At 42.0% G+C, this 24,099-nt stretch carries 19 protein-coding genes; 16 read left to right on the top strand and 3 right to left on the bottom strand.

Going from position 1 to position 24,099, the window contains the following annotated elements; translation table 11 throughout:
- Positions 1 to 162 precede the first annotated feature (162 nt).
- The 9 genes from PAENI_RS09905 to PAENI_RS09865 all read left to right on the top strand — a co-directional run bounded on the left by PAENI_RS09905 (position 163) and on the right by PAENI_RS09865 (position 12,732).
- The gene (locus PAENI_RS09905; protein WP_149645118.1) at positions 163 to 795 is read left to right on the top strand and encodes an MBL fold metallo-hydrolase; all 633 of its coding nucleotides are present in this window, start codon (positions 163 to 165) and stop codon (positions 793 to 795) included.
- Positions 796 to 1,134: 339 nt separating this feature from the next.
- The gene (locus PAENI_RS09900) at positions 1,135 to 2,874 is read left to right on the top strand and encodes a sensor histidine kinase (RefSeq protein ID WP_149645117.1); all 1,740 of its coding nucleotides are present in this window, start codon (positions 1,135 to 1,137) and stop codon (positions 2,872 to 2,874) included.
- A 2-nt stretch (positions 2,875 to 2,876) separates the two neighbouring features.
- The gene (locus PAENI_RS09895; protein WP_149645116.1) at positions 2,877 to 4,217 is read left to right on the top strand and encodes a response regulator transcription factor; all 1,341 of its coding nucleotides are present in this window, start codon (positions 2,877 to 2,879) and stop codon (positions 4,215 to 4,217) included.
- A 125-nt stretch (positions 4,218 to 4,342) separates the two neighbouring features.
- Positions 4,343 to 6,076, top strand: coding sequence for an extracellular solute-binding protein (locus PAENI_RS09890; RefSeq protein WP_149645115.1), 1,734 nt, complete (start codon positions 4,343 to 4,345; stop codon positions 6,074 to 6,076).
- 89 nt (positions 6,077 to 6,165) lie between these two features.
- The gene (locus tag PAENI_RS09885; RefSeq protein ID WP_042125108.1) at positions 6,166 to 7,056 is read left to right on the top strand and encodes an ABC transporter permease; all 891 of its coding nucleotides are present in this window, start codon (positions 6,166 to 6,168) and stop codon (positions 7,054 to 7,056) included.
- 9 nt (positions 7,057 to 7,065) lie between these two features.
- The gene (locus PAENI_RS09880; RefSeq protein WP_042125110.1) at positions 7,066 to 7,959 is read left to right on the top strand and encodes a carbohydrate ABC transporter permease; all 894 of its coding nucleotides are present in this window, start codon (positions 7,066 to 7,068) and stop codon (positions 7,957 to 7,959) included.
- A gap of 52 nt (positions 7,960 to 8,011) precedes the next feature.
- A complete protein-coding gene (locus tag PAENI_RS09875) occupies positions 8,012 to 9,295 on the top strand; it encodes a Gfo/Idh/MocA family protein (protein WP_042185725.1) in 1,284 nt (427 codons plus the stop codon).
- The gene (locus PAENI_RS09870) at positions 9,292 to 10,953 is read left to right on the top strand and encodes a DUF4091 domain-containing protein (RefSeq protein ID WP_149645114.1); all 1,662 of its coding nucleotides are present in this window, start codon (positions 9,292 to 9,294) and stop codon (positions 10,951 to 10,953) included. The genes PAENI_RS09875 and PAENI_RS09870 overlap by 4 nt, the downstream gene beginning before the upstream one ends.
- A 30-nt stretch (positions 10,954 to 10,983) precedes the next feature.
- Complete coding sequence (locus PAENI_RS09865; RefSeq protein ID WP_149645113.1) at positions 10,984 to 12,732, top strand: glycoside hydrolase family 35 protein; 1,749 nt, start codon at positions 10,984 to 10,986, stop codon at positions 12,730 to 12,732.
- Between the two features lie 192 nt (positions 12,733 to 12,924).
- Here PAENI_RS09865 and PAENI_RS09860 read toward each other — a convergent pair whose 3' ends face one another.
- Positions 12,925 to 14,079 (bottom strand): response regulator, encoded by a 1,155-nt coding sequence (locus tag PAENI_RS09860; RefSeq protein ID WP_076298232.1) that lies wholly within the window; start codon positions 14,077 to 14,079, stop codon positions 12,925 to 12,927.
- Positions 14,080 to 14,165: 86 nt separating this feature from the next.
- Entirely contained in the window at positions 14,166 to 17,261 is a 3,096-nt protein-coding gene (locus PAENI_RS09855) for a hybrid sensor histidine kinase/response regulator (protein ID WP_149645112.1), read from the bottom strand.
- 112 nt (positions 17,262 to 17,373) lie between these two features.
- Between PAENI_RS09855 and PAENI_RS09850 the strand changes: the two genes are divergently transcribed.
- The 4 genes from PAENI_RS09850 (at position 17,374) to PAENI_RS09835 (ending at position 20,070) form a co-directional block, all read left to right on the top strand.
- The gene (locus PAENI_RS09850) at positions 17,374 to 17,934 is read left to right on the top strand and encodes an RNA polymerase sigma factor (RefSeq protein ID WP_042125119.1); all 561 of its coding nucleotides are present in this window, start codon (positions 17,374 to 17,376) and stop codon (positions 17,932 to 17,934) included.
- Entirely contained in the window at positions 17,931 to 18,383 is a 453-nt protein-coding gene (locus PAENI_RS09845) for an anti-sigma factor family protein (RefSeq protein ID WP_042125121.1), read from the top strand. The genes PAENI_RS09850 and PAENI_RS09845 overlap by 4 nt, the downstream gene beginning before the upstream one ends.
- A gap of 80 nt (positions 18,384 to 18,463) precedes the next feature.
- The gene (locus tag PAENI_RS09840) at positions 18,464 to 18,961 is read left to right on the top strand and encodes a hypothetical protein (protein WP_042125123.1); all 498 of its coding nucleotides are present in this window, start codon (positions 18,464 to 18,466) and stop codon (positions 18,959 to 18,961) included.
- 17 nt (positions 18,962 to 18,978) lie between these two features.
- Entirely contained in the window at positions 18,979 to 20,070 is a 1,092-nt protein-coding gene (locus PAENI_RS09835) for a LiaI-LiaF-like domain-containing protein (protein ID WP_149645111.1), read from the top strand.
- 80 nt (positions 20,071 to 20,150) lie between these two features.
- Here PAENI_RS09835 and PAENI_RS09830 read toward each other — a convergent pair whose 3' ends face one another.
- A complete protein-coding gene (locus PAENI_RS09830) occupies positions 20,151 to 21,131 on the bottom strand; it encodes an aldo/keto reductase (RefSeq protein WP_042125126.1) in 981 nt (326 codons plus the stop codon).
- A 238-nt stretch (positions 21,132 to 21,369) separates the two neighbouring features.
- On the opposite strand from PAENI_RS09830, the gene leuB reads away from it, so the two are divergent.
- The 3 genes from leuB (at position 21,370) to PAENI_RS09815 (ending at position 23,790) form a co-directional block, all read left to right on the top strand.
- Positions 21,370 to 22,452 (top strand): 3-isopropylmalate dehydrogenase, encoded by a 1,083-nt coding sequence (gene leuB / locus PAENI_RS09825; RefSeq protein WP_149645110.1) that lies wholly within the window; start codon positions 21,370 to 21,372, stop codon positions 22,450 to 22,452.
- 161 nt (positions 22,453 to 22,613) lie between these two features.
- On the top strand, positions 22,614 to 23,153 hold the full coding sequence (locus PAENI_RS09820) for a peroxiredoxin (protein ID WP_042125130.1): 540 nt from the start codon (positions 22,614 to 22,616) through the stop codon (positions 23,151 to 23,153).
- A gap of 229 nt (positions 23,154 to 23,382) precedes the next feature.
- On the top strand, positions 23,383 to 23,790 hold the full coding sequence (locus PAENI_RS09815; RefSeq protein WP_042125131.1) for a hypothetical protein: 408 nt from the start codon (positions 23,383 to 23,385) through the stop codon (positions 23,788 to 23,790).
- The last annotated feature ends 309 nt before the right edge of the window (positions 23,791 to 24,099 follow it).

Raw genomic sequence — 24,099 nt, 5'->3', positions numbered from 1 at the left:
TAACCTTCTTCACTTACTACCCAACTCCCAACGAAGTGAACCTTGACGAAAATGGGATTTTCACTCATTATTCGTAATGTAGCGCCAGCGACACTATTTAGCATATATCTTTTTTTTACTAATTAGTAAGCGCTATCATAAAATGCGCTGGGAGATGATACCATGGAATTTATGTATTTAGGAACTGGAGCAAGCGAGGGTTATCCAGCTTTATTTTGTCAATGTGAACGTTGCTCTATGGCGATGGAGCTTGGTGGCAAGAATATTCGCGCTCGTACAGGAGCGCTTATTAACTCTGATTTTCTGCTGGATTTCTCACCTGACATGTATATGAATAAGCTTCGTTACAAATTGGATTTGGGGAAAGTTAATCATTTGATTGTTACGCATTCGCATACGGATCATTTTGCAGCAGCAGAGCTCATGATGAGGCATGAACATTGGTATTGTCAGCTGCAGGAGAGTGAAAAAAAACTGCATATTTACGGAAATGAAACGGTAGAAGAAACGATGAAGTCAGCTCTTCGCTATGATTATGGAACCGATACGATTGAAGATCCTTTTTACGAGTTTCATATCATACAGCCTTTCATGCCCTTCACTCTAGGAGAAGTGACAGTAACCGCATTGCCAGCCCATCACAAGCCGGATGAACACAGCTTTATCTATCTACTTGAGCAGAATAACACAAGATTCTTATACGGCAATGATAGTGGTGTTTCAGTGATGAAACCTTCAATTATCTACGTGATAAGCATCTGGACGTTGTTAGTCTGGATTGTAATTATGGGCTAGAGGATAGATATGATTATCATATGGGGATCTCCGGTTGTCGGATTGTAAGAGAACGTTTGCTTGACCAAAATAGTTGTGATACTAGTACATCATTTATTCTGACTCATTTCTCACACTACAGCGCAGAGTTGCATGATACTTTAGTTAAGAATACAGCAGAGGAGAATTTCATCATTTCCTATGATGGGATGAAAGTCTTCTTAGCATGACATGATGATAGTCTATCTATAATTAAAAGAATAGTCATTACCCGTAAAATCCTCCCTTGAGGAAAGGACTACTTTACGGGTCTTTTTTATAGCTTTAAGGGCTCAAAATGAGTAGATACGGAGGTAGAGAATGAAGCTGCTGGCTACGGGAAAAGTAAAATGGTTCGTCTATCAGAAAGTTGTCATCGTATTTATCGTCTTTTTGATTCCGCTCATATCGATGAATATTTGGGTGAATTATAAGGGGATGTCATTCACCAAAAATACGATTTTGGACTCATCCCTGGCTGGGGCGTCGTTCTATTCCAAGCAACTGGATAAAGAGATATATTTCATCCGCAATCAACAATTACAATTTCAAGAAGATAAAAACATACAGAAGCTTAGTTTCCGAGGCGAAAGTTTAGAAAAGTATGAAGAGGTAGAATTAATCGGTAATGCTGAAGATCTATTGAATCGGATCATTGCCTCAAGCGAATATGTGGTTAACGCCGGGGTATATATTAAGTCTCTGGGAAAAACGATCTCTGGTAAGACGGGGATCACGTCTATTCCTAATATGGAGTACGAAAAAATTTCCTCGTTACTTAACGTTAAGCAGAAGCCTTCATTCTATCGGAGTGGTGATGCGATTTTCCTTATAGAAACAGGAGATAATGCGGAGCTTTGGTCGTATATTGAAATCTCAAAAGGTAAGCTATTGGAGGCACTAAATCAAATCGCAACCTTATATCAAGAATCGGAGGTATTTCTGGGAAGTAATGAGCTGGGCAATATTCTATCTACTACAGACGATCAGTTAGTATCTACTGAGGTCCTTAGACTCATCACCAAACAGGATCAGTTTAATTCCGATATCCCAGAAATAAACAAGGTGAACGGTAAAAGTTACTTTATTGCCCATAACTTTATCAGTTCTTTGAATCTATCCTTGATTATGTACGTGAATCAGAATGAAATCACAAGGCCCTTAAGCCAATTTAATACACTACTATATGCCTCTTTCGTCATCGCTATTGTGGTAATGATACTTTATTCTTATTCGGTAAATCTAATGATTCATAGGCCCTTATCCAAATTGGTTAAGACATTCCGTATGGTAGAAACGGATAATCTTGATTTAGTCATCGAGTCAAAGACCAAAGATGAGTTTTACTATATATTTAATAGTTTTAATCGCATGGCTTCTAGACTTAAGCGTTCTATTGAGGAAAATTATGAACAGAAGATTGCCCTGCAGCATTCGCAGTTGAAGCAATTGCAGTCACAGATTAACCCGCATTTTCTCTATAACAGCTTCTTTAATATTTACATGATGTGTAAAGTAGGAGATTCCGATAGTGCGGCTGAGCTCTCACAAAAGCTAGGGAGCTACTACCAATACATCACAAGAAGTGGATCGGACGAGGTGGCTTTCTTTAAGGAGTATCAGCATGCGCTTGATTATTGTGAAATTCAGTGTATTCGCTTCTCGAATCGTATTTCTTTCGAATATGAAGAAATACCCGTTTTGGCGAATGCGATTTTAGTACCGAGGCTGATTATTCAGCCGATTGTTGAGAATGTGTTCGAGCATGCTTTCGAAGACGACTCCCGACAAGGGGTTGTCTATATTGGTGCCGAATGCGAAGAGGGAATAGTAATTATCACGATTGAAGATAACGGCAATCTTTTAAAAGATGAGGAAATAGAGTACTTGCAGAAGAAACTTGCGATGGGTCTGAAACAAGTTGAGAAGACGGGATTAATCAACGTTAATAATAGACTCCAATTGAAGTACGGACCAGATAGTGGCTTGTTTGTCTCACGCAGCAAATACGGAGGATTGAGGGTAGAACTGATAGTTAAATATGAGAGTAAGGAAGTGTGATTATGTATAGATTACTAATCGTAGATGACGAGCCTGTGATTGTGAATGGATTAGTCCAACTGTTTCAGGATAACTCAGAATTTGAACTGGATATACGAAAAGCTTACTCCTCAAGCGAAGCTCTTGAAATTGCTAAGAAAACGAAATTGGATATTTTGGTTAGCGATATTCGTATGCCTCAGAAGAATGGTCTCCAGCTCGTGGACGAAATCGTCTATTATTGGCCATTATGCCGAGTGATTTTCCTTACAGGATACAGTGAATTTGATTATGTATACGAAGCGATTCGTAAGAATGTGGACAATTACATTCTGAAAACGGAAGGAATTGAACCTATTTTCGAAGCTGTGAAGGCAGCAGTCGACAAGCTAGACGAGGAGAACCGTCGTAGACTTCAATTGGAGAAGGCACAAATGCACTATCAAATCGCTAGTTCCTTCCTAAAGAAAGAGCTGATGGAGCGGGTGCTGAGCGGGGAGTCTATTACTTCTATACTCAATAATGTACGTTACAAGGATGTAGAGTTCGGCATTACATTAGATCGTCCTTCGTTCTTTCTTGTTGGTATCTTGGATCGACTAGATGATCCTAAATTTAAAATGCCTCCGTCTGTTCAGCATATTTTCCATGATCACCTGCCTACATCTATTGCATGTGAAGAAGTGATTTATGATGATCGTGTATTCATATGGCTGCTTCAACCAGATGAAGGATTGCTGAATCGCTTTCGTAGTGGCTATCCAGATCAAGGGGTGAATTGGCCTGGAATCGTTGCTTATATGAGAGGGATATTAGAGCCTGTACAGAATGAGTGTGATGAGCTGCTAAGTGTCTGCGTTTCATTCGGAATATCGGGGGATTTACTTAACCATTGGGAATCAATCCATCTTCAAGTTGAAGCAGTGCGCTCTATGATTCTTAAGAGAGCTTTATTAGGTCAGCACATGCTTATCTTAGACCTTGAGAAACTAAGTCAACTTGAGGATACGATGCACAAAGCTGGAGGAATCGAGCAGGAAGATTTCAAGACGCTAATCATCGAACAAATTCACCAATTTGTGCAGGAGAACCTATCTGGAGATCTATCGCTTACCTCAATTGCTGCAGAGGTGCATCTTAATCCGTCCTATTTATCTCGTTATTATAAACAGACGACAGGTCAAAATTTATTAGAGTATATCCAGTCGACGAAGCTGCATGTTGCTCTGCAGCTGATGAAGAATACAACTCTGAAATTAAATGAAATCGCCATCCGGGTCGGTTTTGAATCACCATCCTACTTTACAACATTCTTCAAACGCAAAATGGGTTTATCTCCACAGGATTATCGAAATTCAAAATAAGTAAATAAAGTGAAAGTGATGTAAAAAAAGTGAAATTGAAAGCGGTTTCCTCTGTGACTAAAATAATAACTAGGAACACTGATTAACAACAAGAATTGCAGCAAACAAAGGGGGGAAGCGTTCAGATGAAAAAAATGAGACCATGGAAAATGATTTTGTCAGTAACGATGATTCTTTCATTATTGTCAGCATGTGGAAGTCAAGGGAATGGAAATGCGAATGCACCATCTACGCCTAAGGAAGAGACTACGAATAGTGCGACAGACAGCGCCACAGCACCTGATCCACTAGGGAAATACCCGGAAACGGTCACTGTTACAGAAATACTAGGATATAATCCACCAGAAGATCCAAGAACTCCAAGCGGAATAACACCGGAACAAAATGCCTACCTGAAAGATCTCAAAGAGATGATGAATATTGAAGTGAAATACAAATGGACCGTTCCCTCTGCCCAGTTTGAGCAGAAGTTCTCGCTTGCCATGGCATCGGGGGATCTACCCGATGTGATAGAAGTCGATCAGAAGAACTATGAGAAACTTAAAAAGCAAGATATGCTTGCTGATCTGACAGATGCTTATGCACAATATGCGTCACCAGCTCTTAAGGCTTATATGGACTCAGATGGAGGATTCGCGATGAAAACGTTCAGTGCGGATGGTAAGCAATTAGGTATTCCTGCATTTGAAGATCCCTTCTTATCCACGCAGCTGCTATGGATTCGTCAAGATTGGCTTAATAATCTAGGTTTACAGGCACCGAAGACGATCGATGAGCTTGAGAAAGTTGCACAAGCATTCACACATAATGATCCAGATCAGAATGGTAAGAATGACACCTATGGTATCGCCATGCAAAAGAATCTCTTCTTTTGGGGATTTGATGTCAGAGGTTTCTTTAATGGATTCGGTGCTTATCCTTCCGTTGGTGATAAACAATCGGCTTGGATTAAAGGCGGCGATGACAAATTGTTACCGGGATTGATTCAGCCTGAAGTGAAGACTGCACTTGGTAAGCTACAAGCATGGTATAAAGATGGAATTATTGATAAAGAGTTTGCACTAAAGGATGAGAATAAGGCTGTAGAAGATCTGACTGCAGGTAAAGTGGGTATTTCCTACGGAGAGTGGTGGTATCCGAACTGGCCGCTTAACTCCAGCGTAGACAAAGATCCAAAGGCGGATTGGATTGCAATTCAGCTTCCAGGGATTGATGGTCCAGCTAAATCACTCGTTCCAAAAATTCGCAGCAACAAAATTTTCGTTGTGAACAAAAAGATGAAGAACCCAGAAGCAGCGATTAAGATGCTCAATTTCTACATCGAAGTTGGTAATAAGAAATACAAGGATAAGAACAAAGCAGCGGATGGCTATGTATACAACTGGTTTAACCCACGGATTGCCAACCCTGTTGATATTGATACGATTTACAGGGAAGTAAACAAAGCGCTCGATGCTAATCAGACTGAAATTACAATAGACGATGCAAATTATAAGACCGTTGCGGATACTTTCAAAGCAACTAAGGACTTCCTGGCAGGCGACACATCTAACGCTACCAAAGGTGTAAACTGGGGTCAATATTATAGCCGGGCTGCAAAAGACGGTGGCTGGGGCTTAACACGACAAATTAAAGAAAATCAACAATTTGTATACAACGAGTTTTACGGTCTTCCTACACCAACAGTAGTGGAAAAGGGCGGTCAGCTGGATAAGTTGATGCAAGAGTCCTTTACCAAGATTATCATGGGCGGTTCTCTTGATGATTTCGATAAATTCGTGGATAGCTGGAAGGCACTTGGCGGTAATGAAATTATCGATGAGGTCAATGAATGGTATAGCACGGAAGCTACGAAATAAATCATAGGGACAAGAAAGCGGGTGAGGTGAGTCGGGTGAGCCGACTCACCTCCCGTTTTAAAATGAGTAAGTTGGTGAGGAGGGCATCTATGAAATCACTGAAGAAAGAATATCCGCTTCATATCATGTTAATACCGGGTGTGATTGTTACACTGATTTATGCCTACGGACCGATGGCCGGCCTGGTTATGGCGTTTCAACAGTTTGAGCCGTTATCCGGTTTTTTTAAATCCGATTTTGTGGGATTAGATAACTTCCGTTATGTATTTAATTTACCGGATTTCAAGCAAGTACTTTGGAATACGCTAGTCATAGCTATCATCAAAATGGTATTGTCTCTGCTTGTCCCGCTCATTCTAGCTTTATTATTAAATGAGCTTACTAAGAAATGGTTCGCAGGTTTTATTCAATCCGCCATTTTCCTCCCGTTCTTCCTTTCATGGACTGTACTTGGGGGTGTCATTATTGAATTATTCTCTCTGAATGGGCCTATTAATGGCTTAATTTCCGCTATGGGCTTAGAACCTATCATGTTCATGCTTGATAATGGTTGGTTCAGGGGGATTATCATTGGCTCGGATGTCTGGAAAGGCATGGGCTACAATATGATCATCATGCTTGCTGCCATCACAGGAATTAATGCGACGCTGTATGAAGCGGCAGAGGTAGATGGTGCAGGGAAATGGAAGCAAATGCTTAACATTACGCTTCCAGGTATAGCACCGATTATTATTTTACTTAGTGTATTAGGTCTCGGTGGTATTCTTAACGCAGGTTTTGAGCAGATATTGATTATGTATAACCCGACTGTATATGCAGGCGCAGATATAATAGATACATTTGTCTATCGATTGGGGATGTTCAGCCAACAATTTGGACCTGCGGCAGCAGTGGGTCTCTTTAAATCGATAATATCTTTATTTATGGTATCAACAACTTACTATGCAGCTTACAAATTTAACAATTACCGCATATTCTAGGAGGTGGAGATGGTGCTACATAAACAATCATTCAGCAGAAAGTTATTTATCGTGTTCAATACGCTGTTGTTAACTTTCATTACCATACTCGGCATTATCCCATTTGTACACTTACTCTCCATCTCACTTAGCTCGAATACAGCTGCGATGGCTGGAGAAGTGAAGCTTTGGCCCGTCGGCTTTTCCTGGGATGCTTATGTATATTTAGGAGAAAAGGTAGAGTTCTTTCGTTCCTTGGGAGTCTCCGTAAAACGAGTAGTGCTCGGTTCAGTAGTTAACTTGTTTCTAGTATTTATTACTGCTTTTCCGCTTTCCAAATCGAATGATCAGTTTAAATTTAGAACCGTATATGTATGGATATTCGCGATTACGATGTTTTTTGGAGGCGGCTTAATTCCGACGTATATCGTAGTGAAGAATACAGGCTTAATCGATTCCATTTGGGCACTTATCTTACCAGGTGCATTGAATGTATGGAATATGGTTCTGATGCTTAACTTCTTCAGATCTATTCCAAGAGAATTGGATGAAGCGGCTACGATTGATGGTGCCGGACATTGGAGAGTACTTTGGCAAATTTATTTACCGATATCCCTTCCATCCATCGCAACGATTGGGTTATTCACCATAGTTGGGCATTGGAACGCTTGGTTTGACGGTATCCTTTACCTGAATTCACCTGAGCATTATCCGCTACAGACCTATCTTTCTACCTTGATTATGTCTATCAATGCCCAGATGTCCTCGATGTCCATTGAGCAGCTCAAGGTGATGGAGAACCTGAGTGAGAAGACGATCCGAACGGCGCAAATATTCATGGGCGCATTGCCAATTATGGTAGTGTATCCATTCTTACAAAGGTATTTCGTAAAAGGAATGACGGTTGGTAGTGTTAAAGAATAAAGAAATAGAGTACAGACATAGCATAAAGTCTCATATGAAGGAGCAGATTGCGATGAAGAAAGTTACTGTTGCTTTAATTGGAGCGGGCCTGCGAGGAATTAATTATTCAGAATATGCGATTCAGCACCCCAATGAGCTTCAAGTTGTAGCTGTTGCAGAGCCGAATGCGAAGCGGAGAAATAAATTTAAGGCAAGACATAAGCTGGCTGATGATATGTGCTTTACCCATTGGGATGATTTTTTTGCCTCCCCGAAAGTAGCAGATGCGGTATTTATCTGTACCCAAGACAATCAGCATTATGTGCCAACAATGAAAGCACTGGAGGCAGGGTATCATGTACTATTAGAAAAACCGATGTCCCCTGATGCCAAGGAATGTGTACTTATGGGGGAAATGGCCTCTAAAGTGAATCGTGTCTTCTCGATATGCCATGTATTGAGATATACCAATTTCTTCTCTACGATCAAGGAGCTGCTGGAAAGTGGTGCGATCGGACAATTGATGTCCATTCAACATAATGAGAACGTGGGTTACTGGCATCAAGCTCATAGCTTCGTAAGGGGGAATTGGCGCAAAAAGGATGAGTCCAGTCCGATGATTCTCGCTAAGTCCTGTCATGATCTGGACATTCTTTCCTGGTTGACAGATTCAGAATGTGTTCGAGTGTCTTCCTTTGGCTCACTGTCCCATTTCAAATCTAGTGAAGCACCGGAAGGAGCCCCGCTACGTTGCACAGATGGATGCCCAGCAGCAGATAAATGTCTCTATTATGCTCCTAATCAATATTTGACGGAGGATACGGATTGGCCTACATCGGCAATTAGCGATGATCCAAGCTATGAAGCCCGCCTGAATGCTCTTCAGGAAGGACCTTATGGACGATGTGTCTATCATTGTGATAATGATGTCGTTGACCATCAAGTGGTAAATCTAGAATTTGCTAATTCCGTAACTATAGCTTTTACAATGAGTGCGTTTACCAAAGATGTAAGTCGTACCCTCAAGCTGATGGGTACCACGGGGGAAATTCGCGGTGCGATGGAGAAGAATGAAATTGAAGTGATCCATTTTGGCAGCGGTAAGGTAGAGAGAATCTCGTTCGAGAATGCAGGTGGTCATGTTGGTCATGGCGGCGGCGATATGGGGTTAATCAAAGATTTTGTTAAGCTGGTTCGAGCGGAAGGGAAGATTCAAGGTCTTACATCAGCAAATCATTCCGTTCAAAGTCACCTTATGGCTTTTGCAGCAGAGCAATCTCGCATCGAGGGTAACAGTATTGTTCTGAAAGAATTTGCACAAAGTGTCTGTAATGATGAAGAGGTGAAGCAACGATGAATGCCCCGCAGCCATTTCAGACGATGTTATTAAGTTCGTTGGTTAAGGTATTTGCTGATGAAGTGCCGAATCATGAATCCTATCACAGTGCAACCGCACTTGTCGGAGAAACATTTTCGTTCCAAGTCGCTTATACCTCAGATACACTTCTAAAGAATATTAAAGTAGAGATAAAGTCATCTCTTCCAGATCTAATATGTATAAGATCTGTTGGACTTGTTCCCTCAGAAATGCCTTGTTTCAAAAATCATGATGACGATGTGCTAAGAACTACGCCGGGATTATATCCAGATCCATTGTATACGCTGGATCAACAATCTATTTCATCGATCCCGGGACAATGGCGATCTTTATGGGTGACGATAACCTTGGATGAAACAATGAGTACGGGGCTTCGCTCTATTCAGGTCCTCTTCCAATCATCTGAAGGGCAGATGTTAGGTGAATCGGATGTATTCGAGTTAACCGTTATCCCTGCAACACTACCTCCGCAACAGTTAATTCATACGGAATGGTTCCATGTGGATTGTCTTGCTACAAAGTATGGTGTCGAAGTATTTAGTGAAGCGCATTGGGCCCTTATAGAACGTTATGCAGATACGATGGTTAAGCATGGCATGAACATGATCTTAACTCCGTTGTTTACACCGCCTTTGGATACAGCCATTGGTGGAGTACGTCCAACCGTTCAATTGATTTCCGTGACTAAAGCGGGAGATCGTTATGAATTCGGATTTGATCTGCTTACTCGTTGGGTATCGATGTGCCGCCGACTTGGCTTCAAATACTTTGAGTTCTCTCATTTATTTACTCAATGGGGTGCAAAATGTGCACCAAAAATAATGGTAACCATTCAAGGTGAAGATCAGCAACTATTCGGCTGGGATACGGACGCATCCTCGGCGGAATACCGTAGTTTCTTGGATCAATTTTTACCTTGCTTAGATCAATATTTGAAAGAGCAGGGAATAGACCAGCAAAGCTGGTTCCATATTTCAGATGAACCAGGAGAGGAACATTTGGAATCGTACCGAGCTGCAAGTGAGATCATTTATAAACATTTATCAAGTTATCCGATCATGGACGCTTTGTCCGAATTGGAGTTGTATGAACAGGGCCTGGTGAAAAGGCCGATTCCTGCGAATACGCATATTGAACCGTTCTTAGAACATCAGGTTCCAGACCTTTGGACGTACTATTGCTGCGCTCAAGGTGAACAAGTATCCAACCGGTTTTTCAACATGCCGTCTGCTAGAAATCGTATAATCGGGTTTCAATTGTATAAATTCGGATTACAGGGCTTCTTGCATTGGGGTTATAACTTCTGGTACTCGCAATATTCATTGAATCAGCAGCTGGACCCTTATCGTACGACTGACGCTGAGCATGCATTTCCCTCAGGAGATGCCTACTTGGTCTATCCGGGAGAAGAAGGCCCGATTGAATCCATTCGATTGGAAGTTCTATATGAAGGGTTGCAGGATTTGCGCGCACTAGAATTACTTGAGCAGAAAATTGGCAAGAAAGCAACGATAGCCATTATGGAAGAGGGTCTGAGTACATCGTTGACCTTCTCTGTATACCCAAGGGATCATGGAACATGGCTCTTAGAGGCAAGAGAGCGGATCAATCAAGCGATAGCAAGTTATTCTACTTAAGTGATCATACCATTACGAGGTGTTGAGAATATGGCAACTTTTCATTATTCAGGATCTTCCTTTTATTATAACGATCAGGCGATACGGCTTATCTCAGGAGCCATCCATTATTTTCGGACTCTGCCGGAACATTGGGAAGACCGTCTTATCAAATTAAAAGCTTGCGGCTTCAATACGGTTGAAACCTATGTGGCATGGAATTTACACGAGCCGAAGAAAGGCCAACATAATTTTGAAGGTATGGCAGATGTAGTCCGGTTTATTGAATTGGCTGGAGATTTGGGTCTGCATGTCATCGTTCGTCCCGCACCTTATATTTGTGCAGAATGGGAATTTGGTGGACTGCCATCTTGGTTGCTAGCTGATTCGGATATGCGTCTTCGATGCTACCATAAGCCATTTCTAGATCATGTAGATGCGTATTATGATGTATTGCTCCCCAAATTACAACCACTGTTATGTACAAATGGTGGCCCGATCATTGCTATGCAGATTGAGAATGAGTACGGAAGTTACGGTAATGACAAGCGCTATTTGACTCATTTAAAAGACAGCATGATTTCCCGTGGGATAGATGTACTACTATTCACTTCCGATGGACCTGAAGACGCGATGTTACAGGGAGGTATGGTCCCAGGTGTGCTGGAGACGGTGAACTTTGGATCACGTCCTGTAGAAGCATTCAACAAGCTCCGTGAATACCAACCAGAGGCTCCAATCATGTGTATGGAATACTGGAACGGTTGGTTTGATCATTGGCGTGAGGAGCATCATACGCGTCCGGCTGAGGATGTAGCGAAGGTATTGGATGAGATACTTAGTTTAGGCGCATCCGTTAATTTCTATATGTTCCATGGCGGAACTAACTTTGGGTTCTACAACGGAGCGAATGGACATACGTTTGACAGCTATGAACCAACAATTACTAGTTATGACTATGATTCCTTACTGAGTGAATCCGGTGAGCCGACAGCTAAATATTATGCAGTTCGTGAAGTGATCTCCAAATATGTAGATCTCGGACCCATTGAATTGCCAGCTCCTGTTGCTAAGAGGGCATATGGGAGAGTAGAGATGAAGGAGCAAACTTCACTTACCGCAAACTTGAATCGCATTTCTGCACCTATTCACTCTGCATACCCTGAACCGATGGAGAAATTGGGTCAGGATTATGGCTTTATTCATTATAGTACGTTCCTTACAGGACCTCGTCCCAAAGATGAGTTCTTCATCCAGAATTTACATGATCGTGCATTAGTCTTTCTGAATGGAGAGCTCACTGCAACCTTAGATCGTGTAGAGCCAGAGGTGAAATTAGAGTTCGAGGTTCCGGCCGAAGGGCTGCATGTTAGTATACTTGTGGAGAATTTAGGACGCGTCAACTATGGTCCTTTTATGAGAGATTGTAAAGGGATTACTGAAGGGGTACGTTATGGACGGCAGTTTCTGTCGGAATGGACGACTTATAGGTTGCCATTAACAGATTTATCTGGTCTGCAGTTTGAGGGTTTATTCAGTCAAGTGGAACCTAGTTTCTTCCGCAGCACCTTGGTTGTGGATGAACCTTGTGATACGTTCTTGAGCATGGAAGGATGGACTAAAGGCGTCGTGTTCATTAATGGGTTCAACCTTGGACGCTATTGGAATATTGGACCACAGAAAACAATGTATGTGCCAGGTCCTCTATTGAAACAAGGCAACAATGAGATTGTCATCTTTGAATTGCACAGCACTTCAGATACCGCTGTTACCTTCGTAGATCAACCGGAACTAGGATAATAGGGCATAGCTCCGCCAACAACATGTTAGAATTGCGGCTTATTGAACAATGTCTGAATTTGCTTCGGACAAGTTTGTTCAATCTTGCATAATTCGCTAGCTTCGTTTAACTAGCTGTTTCAAATGCAGCAATTAATATATCGTAACAACAAAGACACCCGAATAGATCCGGGTGTCTTTGTTAAATAGAAACTATTTCTTGCTGCGTATTCTAAGGTTATGTAGTTCCCATTGTTCATACCAATCTTGAACAACGGCAGGAAGACCAATACTTAGATCGCCTTTCAATAATTCCGTCAGATTCTTGTATTGTTCTTCCACTGCGGATCGTTCCCCAATACTGTCGTAGACCTTCATTAATCCTAAATGTCCTTGTTCAAAATAGGGCTGAAGCTGTACTACCTTTTGATACACAGTGACAGCTTCGGGAACTCTGTTGTTGTCGATATAGAACTGGGCCATTCCCATAGCATGGTGTAGCCAAATGGTGCGCAGACGTTGTCGTTCACCCTCCGCCCACAAATAATCGTAATCTCCAAAATAATCCCCTGAATAAAGCTCAAATAAGCTTTGATGTTCTGCACAATTGTCCTCTCCGATGGATTCGAGTGCAAGAATGTTGTGCTCCCACTGGGCTGCATCGATTAGAAGCGGCCCGGTCTCAAGCGTATACCCTTCCCCGCCACTGACGTTGCTGATATGCAGATCTACCTCACTCTGCTTTAAACATTGTCGTACTTGATAAATGGTTGTGTAGAGATGGGTAGAAGCCTTTTTAAGGTTGAAATCTGGCCATAGTAGGTCAATCAGGGTATCTTTACTGACGAATCGATTGCGATTATGAAGCAAGAAAGCAAACAATTCTTGTGCCTTAGAAGTTCTCCAACGGAGATTGTTTAAAGGTTGTCCTCCTCGTTCAAAACGCAGCGATTGAAAACAACGAATCGTTAGTTCATGTGCTACCTCTGTGCTTTTTGGTGCAAACCTCAATCTGTCCTCCAAGCGTTGTACTGTTTTGAATAAACGGTCATGTCGCACGGGCTTCAAAATATAATCAATCGCATTTAACTCAAAGGCTTCCACTGCATATTGGTTATACGCGGTCACGAAAACGATATTAGCGTTTGGACAGACCTCTTGCAGAATTGCGGCAGCTTGAAGTCCGCTCACTTCAGGCATTTCAATATCAATAAAAATAACGTCAGGCTCCAAGGCTGGAGCTTCTTGTATAGCTTGAACAGGATCTGTATAGGACGCGATGATATGAACAGCTTCCATTTCTTTTAACATGAATTCTAACTTTACGAGAGCAAGGCGTTCATCGTCCACCAATACTGCTTGAATCATTGTTATTTCACCACTCAATATAGTATTTTTTAGCAAAAAACAATAAACTCTTCTTTATTTTTCGGTTCATTATAGTCTGTCTGTGACTAGGTATTTTTGTGATTCATATTTCTTTTTTCAGAAGGGATTATGAAACTTACTGAAGTACCTAGCCCTTCCTTGCTTTTAATTTGCAAACCCTTAGCATAGACACGTAACAAGCGTTTATGTGTATTAAGAAATCCAATCCCTCTTGTTACATTAGACTGACTGCTCAGCAGTTGCTGAAGTTGCTCGGAAGTCATACCTTTACCATTATCAGCGATTGTAATCTCGATGTCATCAGCTAGTTCTTTGATGGATATTGAAAGCGTACCTCCTTTGGAGCGGCTTAATATACCATGCCTAACGGCATTTTCAACGAGTGGCTGAATGGTCAAGGGAGGTAACTGAAAATGTAGATTTTCTGTTAACTCCCAGTTGATGGTCATCCTGTCCTCAAAGCGCTCTTTCTCTATGTACAGATAGGCACGGACAAGCTCAAGCTCGTGTTCAATCGGTATCATCGGCTCAGCGTTCAAGAAGTTAAAGCTTAAGCGTAAATAAGAGCTAAAGGCGTCAATAAGGTGACTCATACGCTGTGTATCAAAAGATGCCAGAGCAGATATAGAATTTAATGTGTTGAATAAAAAATGTGGTTGTATTTGCGCTTGAAGATATGCTGCTTCCAGACGAAGCCGTTCATTTACGGACTGTTTTAAGTCTGTTAAGGAACGTACCCGTCCTCTTAGCTCCATAGCGTTCATGGGTTTCATTACATAGTCGTTCGCGCCCGAAACAAATCCGGTGTAGATATCTTCCGGCTGGCTACGTGCGGTCAGAAGTAGAATAGGAAGCTCAGCTATAGTAAAACGTTCACGAATTCTCTGTGCTAATTCATAGCCGGACATCTGGGGCATCATTACATCTGTAATGATTAAATCCCATTGATCAGTATCCAGTTTTATTAAAGCATCAATTCCACTGGTTACCGTAACCATTTCATAGTCTTTGATGGATAGTACGCTAGTAAGGATTTTCAGATTAACCGGGTCATCGTCGACAGCCAAAATCTTAGGTCTCCTTCCATCCGTTGAAGTAGCAGATGTAGTGTTAAATTCGGATAGCCTAATATGAGATAGTTTGTCCGTGTATTCAGTCACTGTTGAGAATTCTAAATTGAATTTTTGAATGTTTGAATCGGACAGAGGCATAGTAAAAGTAAAAGTAGAGCCTTTGCCAAGTGAAGATTTTACGCTAATCTCTCCACCGTGAAGTTCAACTAACTGTTTACAAATACTTAAGCCCAATCCAATTCCACCACTTATTGCTGTCACGCTTGAGTCACCCTGTTCATAGGGTTGGAAGGCTCTAAGCTGTGTTTCCTCGTTCATTCCAATGCCAGTATCCGTAATATGGATGCGCGCCACACCTTTATGAATATCCGCATGGACCCTAACTGAGCCTACACTCGTATATTTCACAGCATTTTGAAGCAGATTGAACAAAATCTGAATGAGTCTTTTCTCATCTGCCACAATAGAAGGAAACGAGTCGGGAATCTCCGAGATTAGTGTAATGTGCTTACCTTCCGTTAGGAACTTGAGCATATCGAGTACGCCAACAGCTACGGATTGAATGGGAACATTTCTTAACTGTAATTGAATGTTGCTTTCACGAAGCTGTGATTGATCTAGAAGATCGTTTATCAGTAAAGACATACGTCTTCCGACGGTAATTAGCAGTTCTAGATTATTTGCGTTCTGATGCATTAAAGAATCTCTCTCACTGTCTAAGACGGTCTCAGCAATATTAATGATGCTATGTAGGGGGTTTTTCAGCTCGAGAGAGGTATTAGCTAGGAAATCATCCTTTTGCGTAACGGTTCTTTGCAGGCTTTTTGCCAGATTTTCAGTCTGCTTAGCATTCCAGAAATAGCGCTTAAACCCAAAAGTCGCAAAGCATAAAAAGGCAATAATCAGGTCGAAAGGATAATAGGTAACGTCAACCAGATCGAAATTTTTGAACAATCCCCAATGAGTGCTGTTAACGATGGCTAGGATAGATAGCAATAGAAAAATAGAGCCATCGTTGTTTTTAAGCGCAGATTTCAGAAAGAGAACTACAACTTCTAATGATAGAACGATTATATTGATGATAAAAATAGGTGTAAATAATTCGTAATAGCGGACAACGGGACCGAGCATTATGAAAAGGATATGTACCAAGGATAAGCTGGTCAGGATCCGAACACTTTTAATTTTTAAATTCTGGAACATTAGATGCTTGCTTGTCAGTAAGATGAATAAAAAAGCCATAATATTAGATATAATTAATAGTTTTAAGCTCCATTGGTAGTTTAAGGGAAGCATATGCAGCAAAAGCTTGTCATCATCAATGAGTACTGTAGTTATAGCGGAAATTACCAACAGAAAAAAATAGATCAACATCTTTTGCCGCGGACCAATGGTATATAATATTGCTGCATAGACTGCATGAAGTAGAAGTACTACACATAATAACAGTTGAAGGATTATGGAAACGATCCGCTGATGTGTTAAGGTTTTTTCGTTACCAAATAAAATGGGTTTAAAAATACCGCCTGTATGAGATAAAGAGTAGTTGGCTACATGAATCACAATTTCAATCTCAGTCTTATCCGTTGTAAAAGATACGGAGTAAGGTAATACACGAGCAACATAGTCTTTTTTATTGGCAGATGGAGAACCTGAATTTCCTAGTAGTTCACCATTGATATATATTTCCGAAGAAGTCCGAACCCCGGATATGAGTATGCCATAAGACTGCTTTTCATTTTTATCTACAAGAATCCGTAACCGATAGGAGCCGTAGCCAAAAGCAGACTTTTCGCCATTATGAATGGCATCGTTCCACTGATCCGGGACTTGTATATATTTTTTAGGGGGAGCTTTGTTTAGAGATTCTTTATTGAAAGTGGGAAGCAGCGTATTAGGATAGAACTCCCATTGGCCTTTTAAGGTAAGGAGCTTGTCTTGATTTAAGTCTTTATTCCGTAAATCGAGAACTCCTTTGACTAATTGTGGTTGTATAGCATGAGGCGATGCCCAAACCCATAAGAAGCGAAATCCAGTAAGTATAGTAAGAAATAGCACGATAATTAGAAAGAGTTTTCTTTTAGTCATAGTAATTAAACATTATTCGACAAAAAACAATATATTCCTTTCCCAAAAATATTTCAAAAATTAAAAAAAAGTTGCAGGGGATTAGAATTGGCTGGCGTCTAACGTTATGTAGGTGAAGGAGGGGAGAAAGCTGGAAGAGGCGGAATGGATTTCTGCTGTGCTGAACGGTGAGCATCAGGCCTTTGGGCATTTGGTGACACGTTATCAAGGCATGGTATACAGAGTGTGCGTCAAGATTACTGGAGAAGCCGAATCGGCCAAAGATATGGCCCAAGAGGTTTTTATAAAAGCATACAAAGCGCTCCCCTCCTTCAGAGGACAGTCTACCTTCTCGACATGGCTTTATCGGATAGCCTATCGTACCTGTCTGGACTGGAAACGGGCCAATGATAGGGAGTGGAGGCATCGGAGTGCAGCTGATTACACTGAGAATGATTGGGTAACGTCTCAAACACCAGAGCAAGAGGTGCTAGAGCAGGAACAATCAGCTGAGCTGGGTGAGAATGTGAACAGCCTTGCGGAACCGTACCGGTCGGTCGTACAGCTGTACTATTTTCAGCGAAATTCTTATCAAGAGATAGCGGAGCAAAAAGGTGTTTCCGTTAAGACTATCGAATCGCAGCTTTATCGTGCCAGACAGATGATGCGTAGACAAAGGGAGGAATTGCGATGAATTGTGCAATAGTGAAGGAATGGATGCCACATTACATTGACGGCCTACTGTCTCCAGATATGGAGCTGAGTATCCGGTTGCACATACAATCCTGTCCTGATTGCGCGCAGTGGCTGGAGGAAGCTAAGGAAATGTCCGCTCTTTGGTCAGAAATGGAAACGGACAGTGAATATCAGCATGAACAGATGGACTTTCCAGATCTCGCAGCAGGTGTTATGGCCCATATCGAGCAGCTCGAAACAGGACGCAGAGAGCGAGCGGTTAAAGCGACAAGTGTAAGACGTCGTTATGCTCCTAGAACATCTTGGATGCATTATGCGGTGGCTGCCTGCTTGAGCTTCTTATTGTTACAGTTTGGCGTTTTTGAGAATTTGGCTTATGGGATTACTGAAATTAATGGTCATGTGTCGAATTCGGTGACCCAATGGTTTGGTGGCTTTAGAAAATAGTCATAAAGAGATTTATAAATAATAGATGGATTCAGGTAAACTGAAAAGTTTATGCTATCCAAATTTTAGGAGGATGTATTATGATTAAGAAGAGACGTTGGCTCACTTTTATGCTAGCTATGATTCCTGGTGTAGGTCATTTGTACTTAGGCTTCAAAAAGCAGGGGCTGCAGTTTATGATCGGGGCTTCCTTATGTATTATGTTTATTCCGTCTGAGCCCATGATCTTCCCTTTTGCGCTAGCTGCACTATGGTTTTACCAATTGTTTGATGCCCTGCAGAAAGCGGCTTGGATGAAAGTAACTGCTGCCGAACACGAGCGTATGATGTTCCATCCTGACAGCTTCGGAGAACCTTGGACGATGGGGATATCCTCTATGCCGGGTTACCCACATGAAGATGTGAATCCGGCTTGGGTTGGTGTTGGATGTGTTGTTGCTGGGTTCCTTATGCTGGTGATCTCAGCATTTCCGACGCTTTGGAGAATGTTAATTGAGATTAACATTGGTACGATCTTGTTATCACTGGGTCTGATTGCGTACGGTCTGAAGATGCTAAGAAACAATACGAGAGCGTAAGAAACGGGGATTTGACTATGGGGAGATGGAAAATCGGGAGTTTTACTGCAGCTATAGGCTGCATTGCACTTGGTGTCATTATTGTGATGGCTCAGTATAATATGATCAGCTATGAAGTACTTGGTTATTTATGGCCAGCACTGTTGATCCTGTTCGGACTCGAGATGTTGCTAAGATTGTTTATCAAATCCGATGCCAAAAGTCGTGTGAGCGGTTGGGCAATCCTATTGATCATCCTGTTGGTTGGAGCAAGCAGTGCACAGAGCGTAATGGCCGGCGGCTCACTTAGCAGTTTAATCGGGAATACACATTTAACTCCACTAAGCGGCAATCTCGAAGTGAAAGACAATATTACGACGCTGAAAATCGTACTTCCAAGTGGAAAAGTAAAGGTCGAGGGAATAGATGGAAGCTCATTGGATTATGAGGGAAGCTTACTCCTACCTGGAAAATCACAAAGTGAAGCCGAAAGTGCGTTGGAAAAGAAATGGAAAGTAAAAACTGAGGGAGATACACTGATTATGGAGCTTGATACAGATCATAATTGGTTCTCTAATATTCAGTTTGGATTTAATACTAAAAGTCCTTATTTAAATGTAAGTGTACCTAGCAGCCTTGCCGTTGAGGTAGATACTAGTGACGGGTCAATAGAAGCTTGGGATTTAAAGTCTGGCTTAGTGGTTGACACTAGTAATGGGGTTATAAATATTCATGATGTTGCTGGCGGAGTTGAGGCAGATACCAGCAATGGCTCACTGACTGTTCAGAACATCCAAGGTGGAGCGCAGCTCAAAAGCTCTAATGGTGCGATTATATTGGATAGTATAGATGGAGCGTTGACCGCAAAGAGCAGCAACGGCAAGATCACTATTAATTCAGCAGTGACTGGAAAATGGAAATGTTCGTCTAGTAACGGAAAGATTACGGTGGGATTGCCAACTGTGTCCGATGCGAAGATTACAGCGGATACTAGCAATGGCTCACTAAAGGGGAATGTCCCTTGGGATCTAGACGGGGACAGCTTTGGCACTGCCATTCTTGGTAAAGGAACTTATACTGTGGACCTAAGTACGAGTAATGGAAGTGTAACCGTGGACACAGCTGAATAAGTACGAACAATAAAGGGAGTTAAGGCTTCAGCGATTGGTTCTGCTGAAGCCTTAGCTCCCTTTTTCAAATTATAAGAAACCTACCAAGCGTAAGCTTTAGGAGCTTCTCCGCCCGGTCCTGGGAAGATCTCATCTAGACGTTTAAGGACAGATTCATCTAGCACAATCTCAAGACTGCGCAGTGCACTCTCGAATTGCTCTAGTGTGCGTGGTCCAATAATTGGTGCGGTTACAGCAGGATTGGCTAATAACCATGCTAGTGCTACATTATCTTGTGGTTCCCCAAGCTCCATACATAAGCTTGCAAAAGCCTCAAGCTGATCTTTGTATTGCTCTACGCGCTCAGCATTTCCTCCACTGCGGCTGCCTTCTATTTTCTTAAGTGCATTGCGTCCAAGAAGACCTCCATCGAGTGGGCTCCAAGGAATAACGCCTAATCCATGATGGAGAGAGGAGGGTAATACTTCAAGTTCAGGAAGGCGACAGGTGAGGCTGTATTTATGCTGCTCAGAAATCAAACCTAAAAAGCCACGTGCCTTCGCTTCTTGTTGGGCTACAGCGATATCCCATCCCGCAAAGTTACTGGAGCCGACATAACCAATCTTTCCTTGGTTTACAGCAAGCTCGAAAGCCCCCCACAGCTCGTCCCAAGAGACACTACGGTCAACGTGATGCATCTGGTACAATTCAATATGATCGGTCTGGAGACGCTGCAGAGACCCCTCTAGATGGCGGCGTATAATATAAGATGATAGTCCACCCTCATCATTAGGCCCATCGAGCTTATCACTCATTGCACCGTATACTTTGGTAGCTAACACGACCTTTTCACGTCGCCCACCACCTTGCTTAAACCAACGACCAATAATCGTTTCTGTTAAACCGGAATTCTCACCCCAACCATAAATGTTAGCGGTATCAAAAAAATTAACACCTGCGTCGAGTGCAGCGTCCATAATACGGAAGGCTTCTTGTTCATCTGTTTGTGGGCCGAAGTTCATTGTTCCGAGACATAGCCGACTGACCTTCATACCGGATTTACCAAGCTTAGCATATTGCACTTCGCATTCACTCCTTAGGTAGATGATTTCAACTTAATTGTAAACATCTTCAGAAATAAGAGCAAATAAGAGCAAATATGAAGCGGCAATTTGGATAAGTTGTCTTATCTCATTGAATTATAGGCTATGCCTATCAACTCAATAGAATCTATATCTTTGTCCTTTACGACTGGGTATGATACAACAATATAAAGAAGAACTATGTCTGTTAGAGCAGACCACTTGAGGAGTGACTGAGATGAGTGAGGTTAAAAAAATCGCCGTAATCGCAGGGGACGGTATTGGAACTGAAGTAGTAGCTGAAGCAGAAAAAGTATTGAAAGCAACTGAAGAAGTATTTGGTTATGCTTTTGAAACGGAGCACGCTCTTTTTGGAGGCATTGCAATAGACGAAAGAGGCACACCGCTGCCGGAAGATACACTGGAAATCTGTCGCAGTGCTGACGCCGTATTACTGGGCGCTGTAGGCGGACCGAAGTGGGATAACAATTCTAAGGAGCTTCGTCCTGAAACCGGATTGCTTGGCATTCGCAAAGCGCTTGGATTGTTCTCAAACTTACGTCCAGCAGTCGTATTCGATTGCCTTAAGGACGCTTCGACATTGAAGCCAGAAGTATTAGAAGGTACCGATCTTATGGTCGTTCGTGAGCTGACTGGTGGGATTTATTTCGGAGATAAACTGCGTCGTCAAGGTGAATATGGTGAAGAAGCAGTGGATACCTGTGTGTATAACGTAATGGAAGTGGAACGAATTGTGCGTCAGGCTTTTGAGATTGCTGGCAAGCGTCGCAATAAGCTGGCAAGTGTTGATAAAGCGAATGTACTTGAAACTTCACGTTTATGGCGTGAGGTCGTAAATAAGATTGCTCCAGAATATCCTGAGGTAGAGGTTGAGCATGTACTCGTTGATAACTGCGCAATGCAGCTGCTGCGTCGTCCAGCTAGCTTTGATGTTATCGTTACCGAGAACATGTTTGGTGACATTCTGAGCGACGAGGCTGCGATGTTGACAGGCTCTATCGGTATGCTTGCTTCCGCATCAATGGGCGATGGTAACTACGGTCTCTACGAGCCCGTTCACGGCTCCGCACCTGATATTGCCGGACAAGGACTTGCGAACCCGATTGCAACAATCTTGTCCTTAGCACTAATGTACCGTTTAACCTTTGGTTATGAGGATGCTGCTGCTGCGATAGAGGCTGCAGTAGCTGAAGTATTGGACGCAGGACACCGTACAAGTGATATCGCCGTAGATAAGAGCAAAGCGATCAGTACATCTGAAATGGGCGACCTGATTGTTGCAGCTATCCGCAAAGCATAATAAAATCTGATTCCTAATTACGATTATAGGGGAATTTGTCTAAGATTGACTTTGATTTTGTACGATGATACCATTTGATATGTAGACAAGATGTAAATTATTCCAGCATATCACGACAAGAAATGGTTGGTTTCTTACATAATCAAAGGAGGATTTTGGCAATGGCTGAACGTTTAGTAGGTAGACCAGCTCCAGATTTTACTATGCAAACCGTATCAGGTGATGGTAAGGATTTTGGTAAAGTAAGTCTGTCCGACTATCGTGGCAAATGGCTGGTATTCTTCTTTTATCCTCTGGACTTCACTTTTGTATGTCCGACTGAAATCACAGCTCTCAGTGAAGCAGCTGCGCAGTTCGAAGCGCTTGATACAGAGATTCTCGGCGCAAGTGTAGATTCGATCCACAGCCACAAAGCATGGATCAATACACCTAAGGATTCGAATGGTCTTGGCCGTTTGAATTTCCCGCTTGCTGCTGATATTACTAAACAAGTTGCTAAAGACTACGGCATTCTGATTGAAGAAGAAGGTATTGCATTGCGTGGATTGTTCATCATTGATCCTGAAGGTGAATTGAAATATCAGGTCGTTAATCACAATGATGTAGGTCGCAGCGTAGAAGAAACACTTCGTGTCCTGCAAGCCCTGCAATCTGGTGGCTTATGCCCTATGAACTGGAAACCAGGTGACAGAAACCTTTAAATGTTGTTCTGCTATTATCTGATCTTTGATATTCTGATTTCGACCTCCTTGCAGAAGTTTTTTCTGTATGGAGGTTTTTTGCACCAAAAAAGACTTAAATAAAAAATGGATTTGAAAATAGGCGTGAAAAGTTATATTATGTCCTCGAGTGGAGGAATCTCCATTGGGGTAATGTAATACAATAATAAAAACTCAGATGGGTTAGTTATTCTAAGGAGGGTGAACAAATATGAGCTTTTGCTGTGGAGCGAGTATGGTAGGAACAAAGGGAACCCTTAAACATTATCGCACGCAAGTCCATAATGTTCCCCTGCTTTTTTGTCCGGTATGTCATCGTGTAGAGGTTCACTATAAGGTCGAAAACGAGTATGAGATCTTGGCGGAATACGCACATGGAGACGGTGTTACTGATGTGGATTTTCAGGACTATGTCATGGAAGACGAAACTGCAATATTCGAGAATGTCATTAACATCGAGAGTGAAGAGCCTCTAGCTATTGTGCGGAGTCAGATCGATATGGCGCTTGACCTGCTTGCTGTAGCCAAACAGATTGAGGATACGAAGTGGGAACGGGAATTGAAGAAAAGATTAGCTGTGATGAGTCAAAGACGCCTTCGTCTGCAACAGAAAGCGTAAGATTATTTACAATTTGGGTCTGACCCATTTCTTTATCAAGGCCTTCGCAACTGCGAGGGCTTTTAGCTTTTTCTAAATTTTTCTTAAACGTGTTTAAATCAATTGAACGAATTAATAGTAATAAATATAATTAGATGTGATTTTTTATATGTCTTTGGAATCATTTTATGAATTTTTTTATCATTCGACAGTTTCTCTGATTGCGTTGTCTACTTCACTTGGATATGATTGGAATATAATTGAACCGGTTGGAAAAAGTGCAACGATTACCGAATGTTCTGGCGGCTTCGTCATATACTCAAATACATA

Origin of the sequence: Paenibacillus sp. B2(2019) (assembly GCF_008370385.1) — a bacterium.
In the GTDB taxonomy this organism is placed as follows: domain Bacteria; phylum Bacillota; class Bacilli; order Paenibacillales; family Paenibacillaceae; genus Paenibacillus_AQ.
The sequence above is the reverse complement of the archived record's forward strand: the minus strand, read 5'-3'. Positions and strand labels throughout refer to the sequence as shown.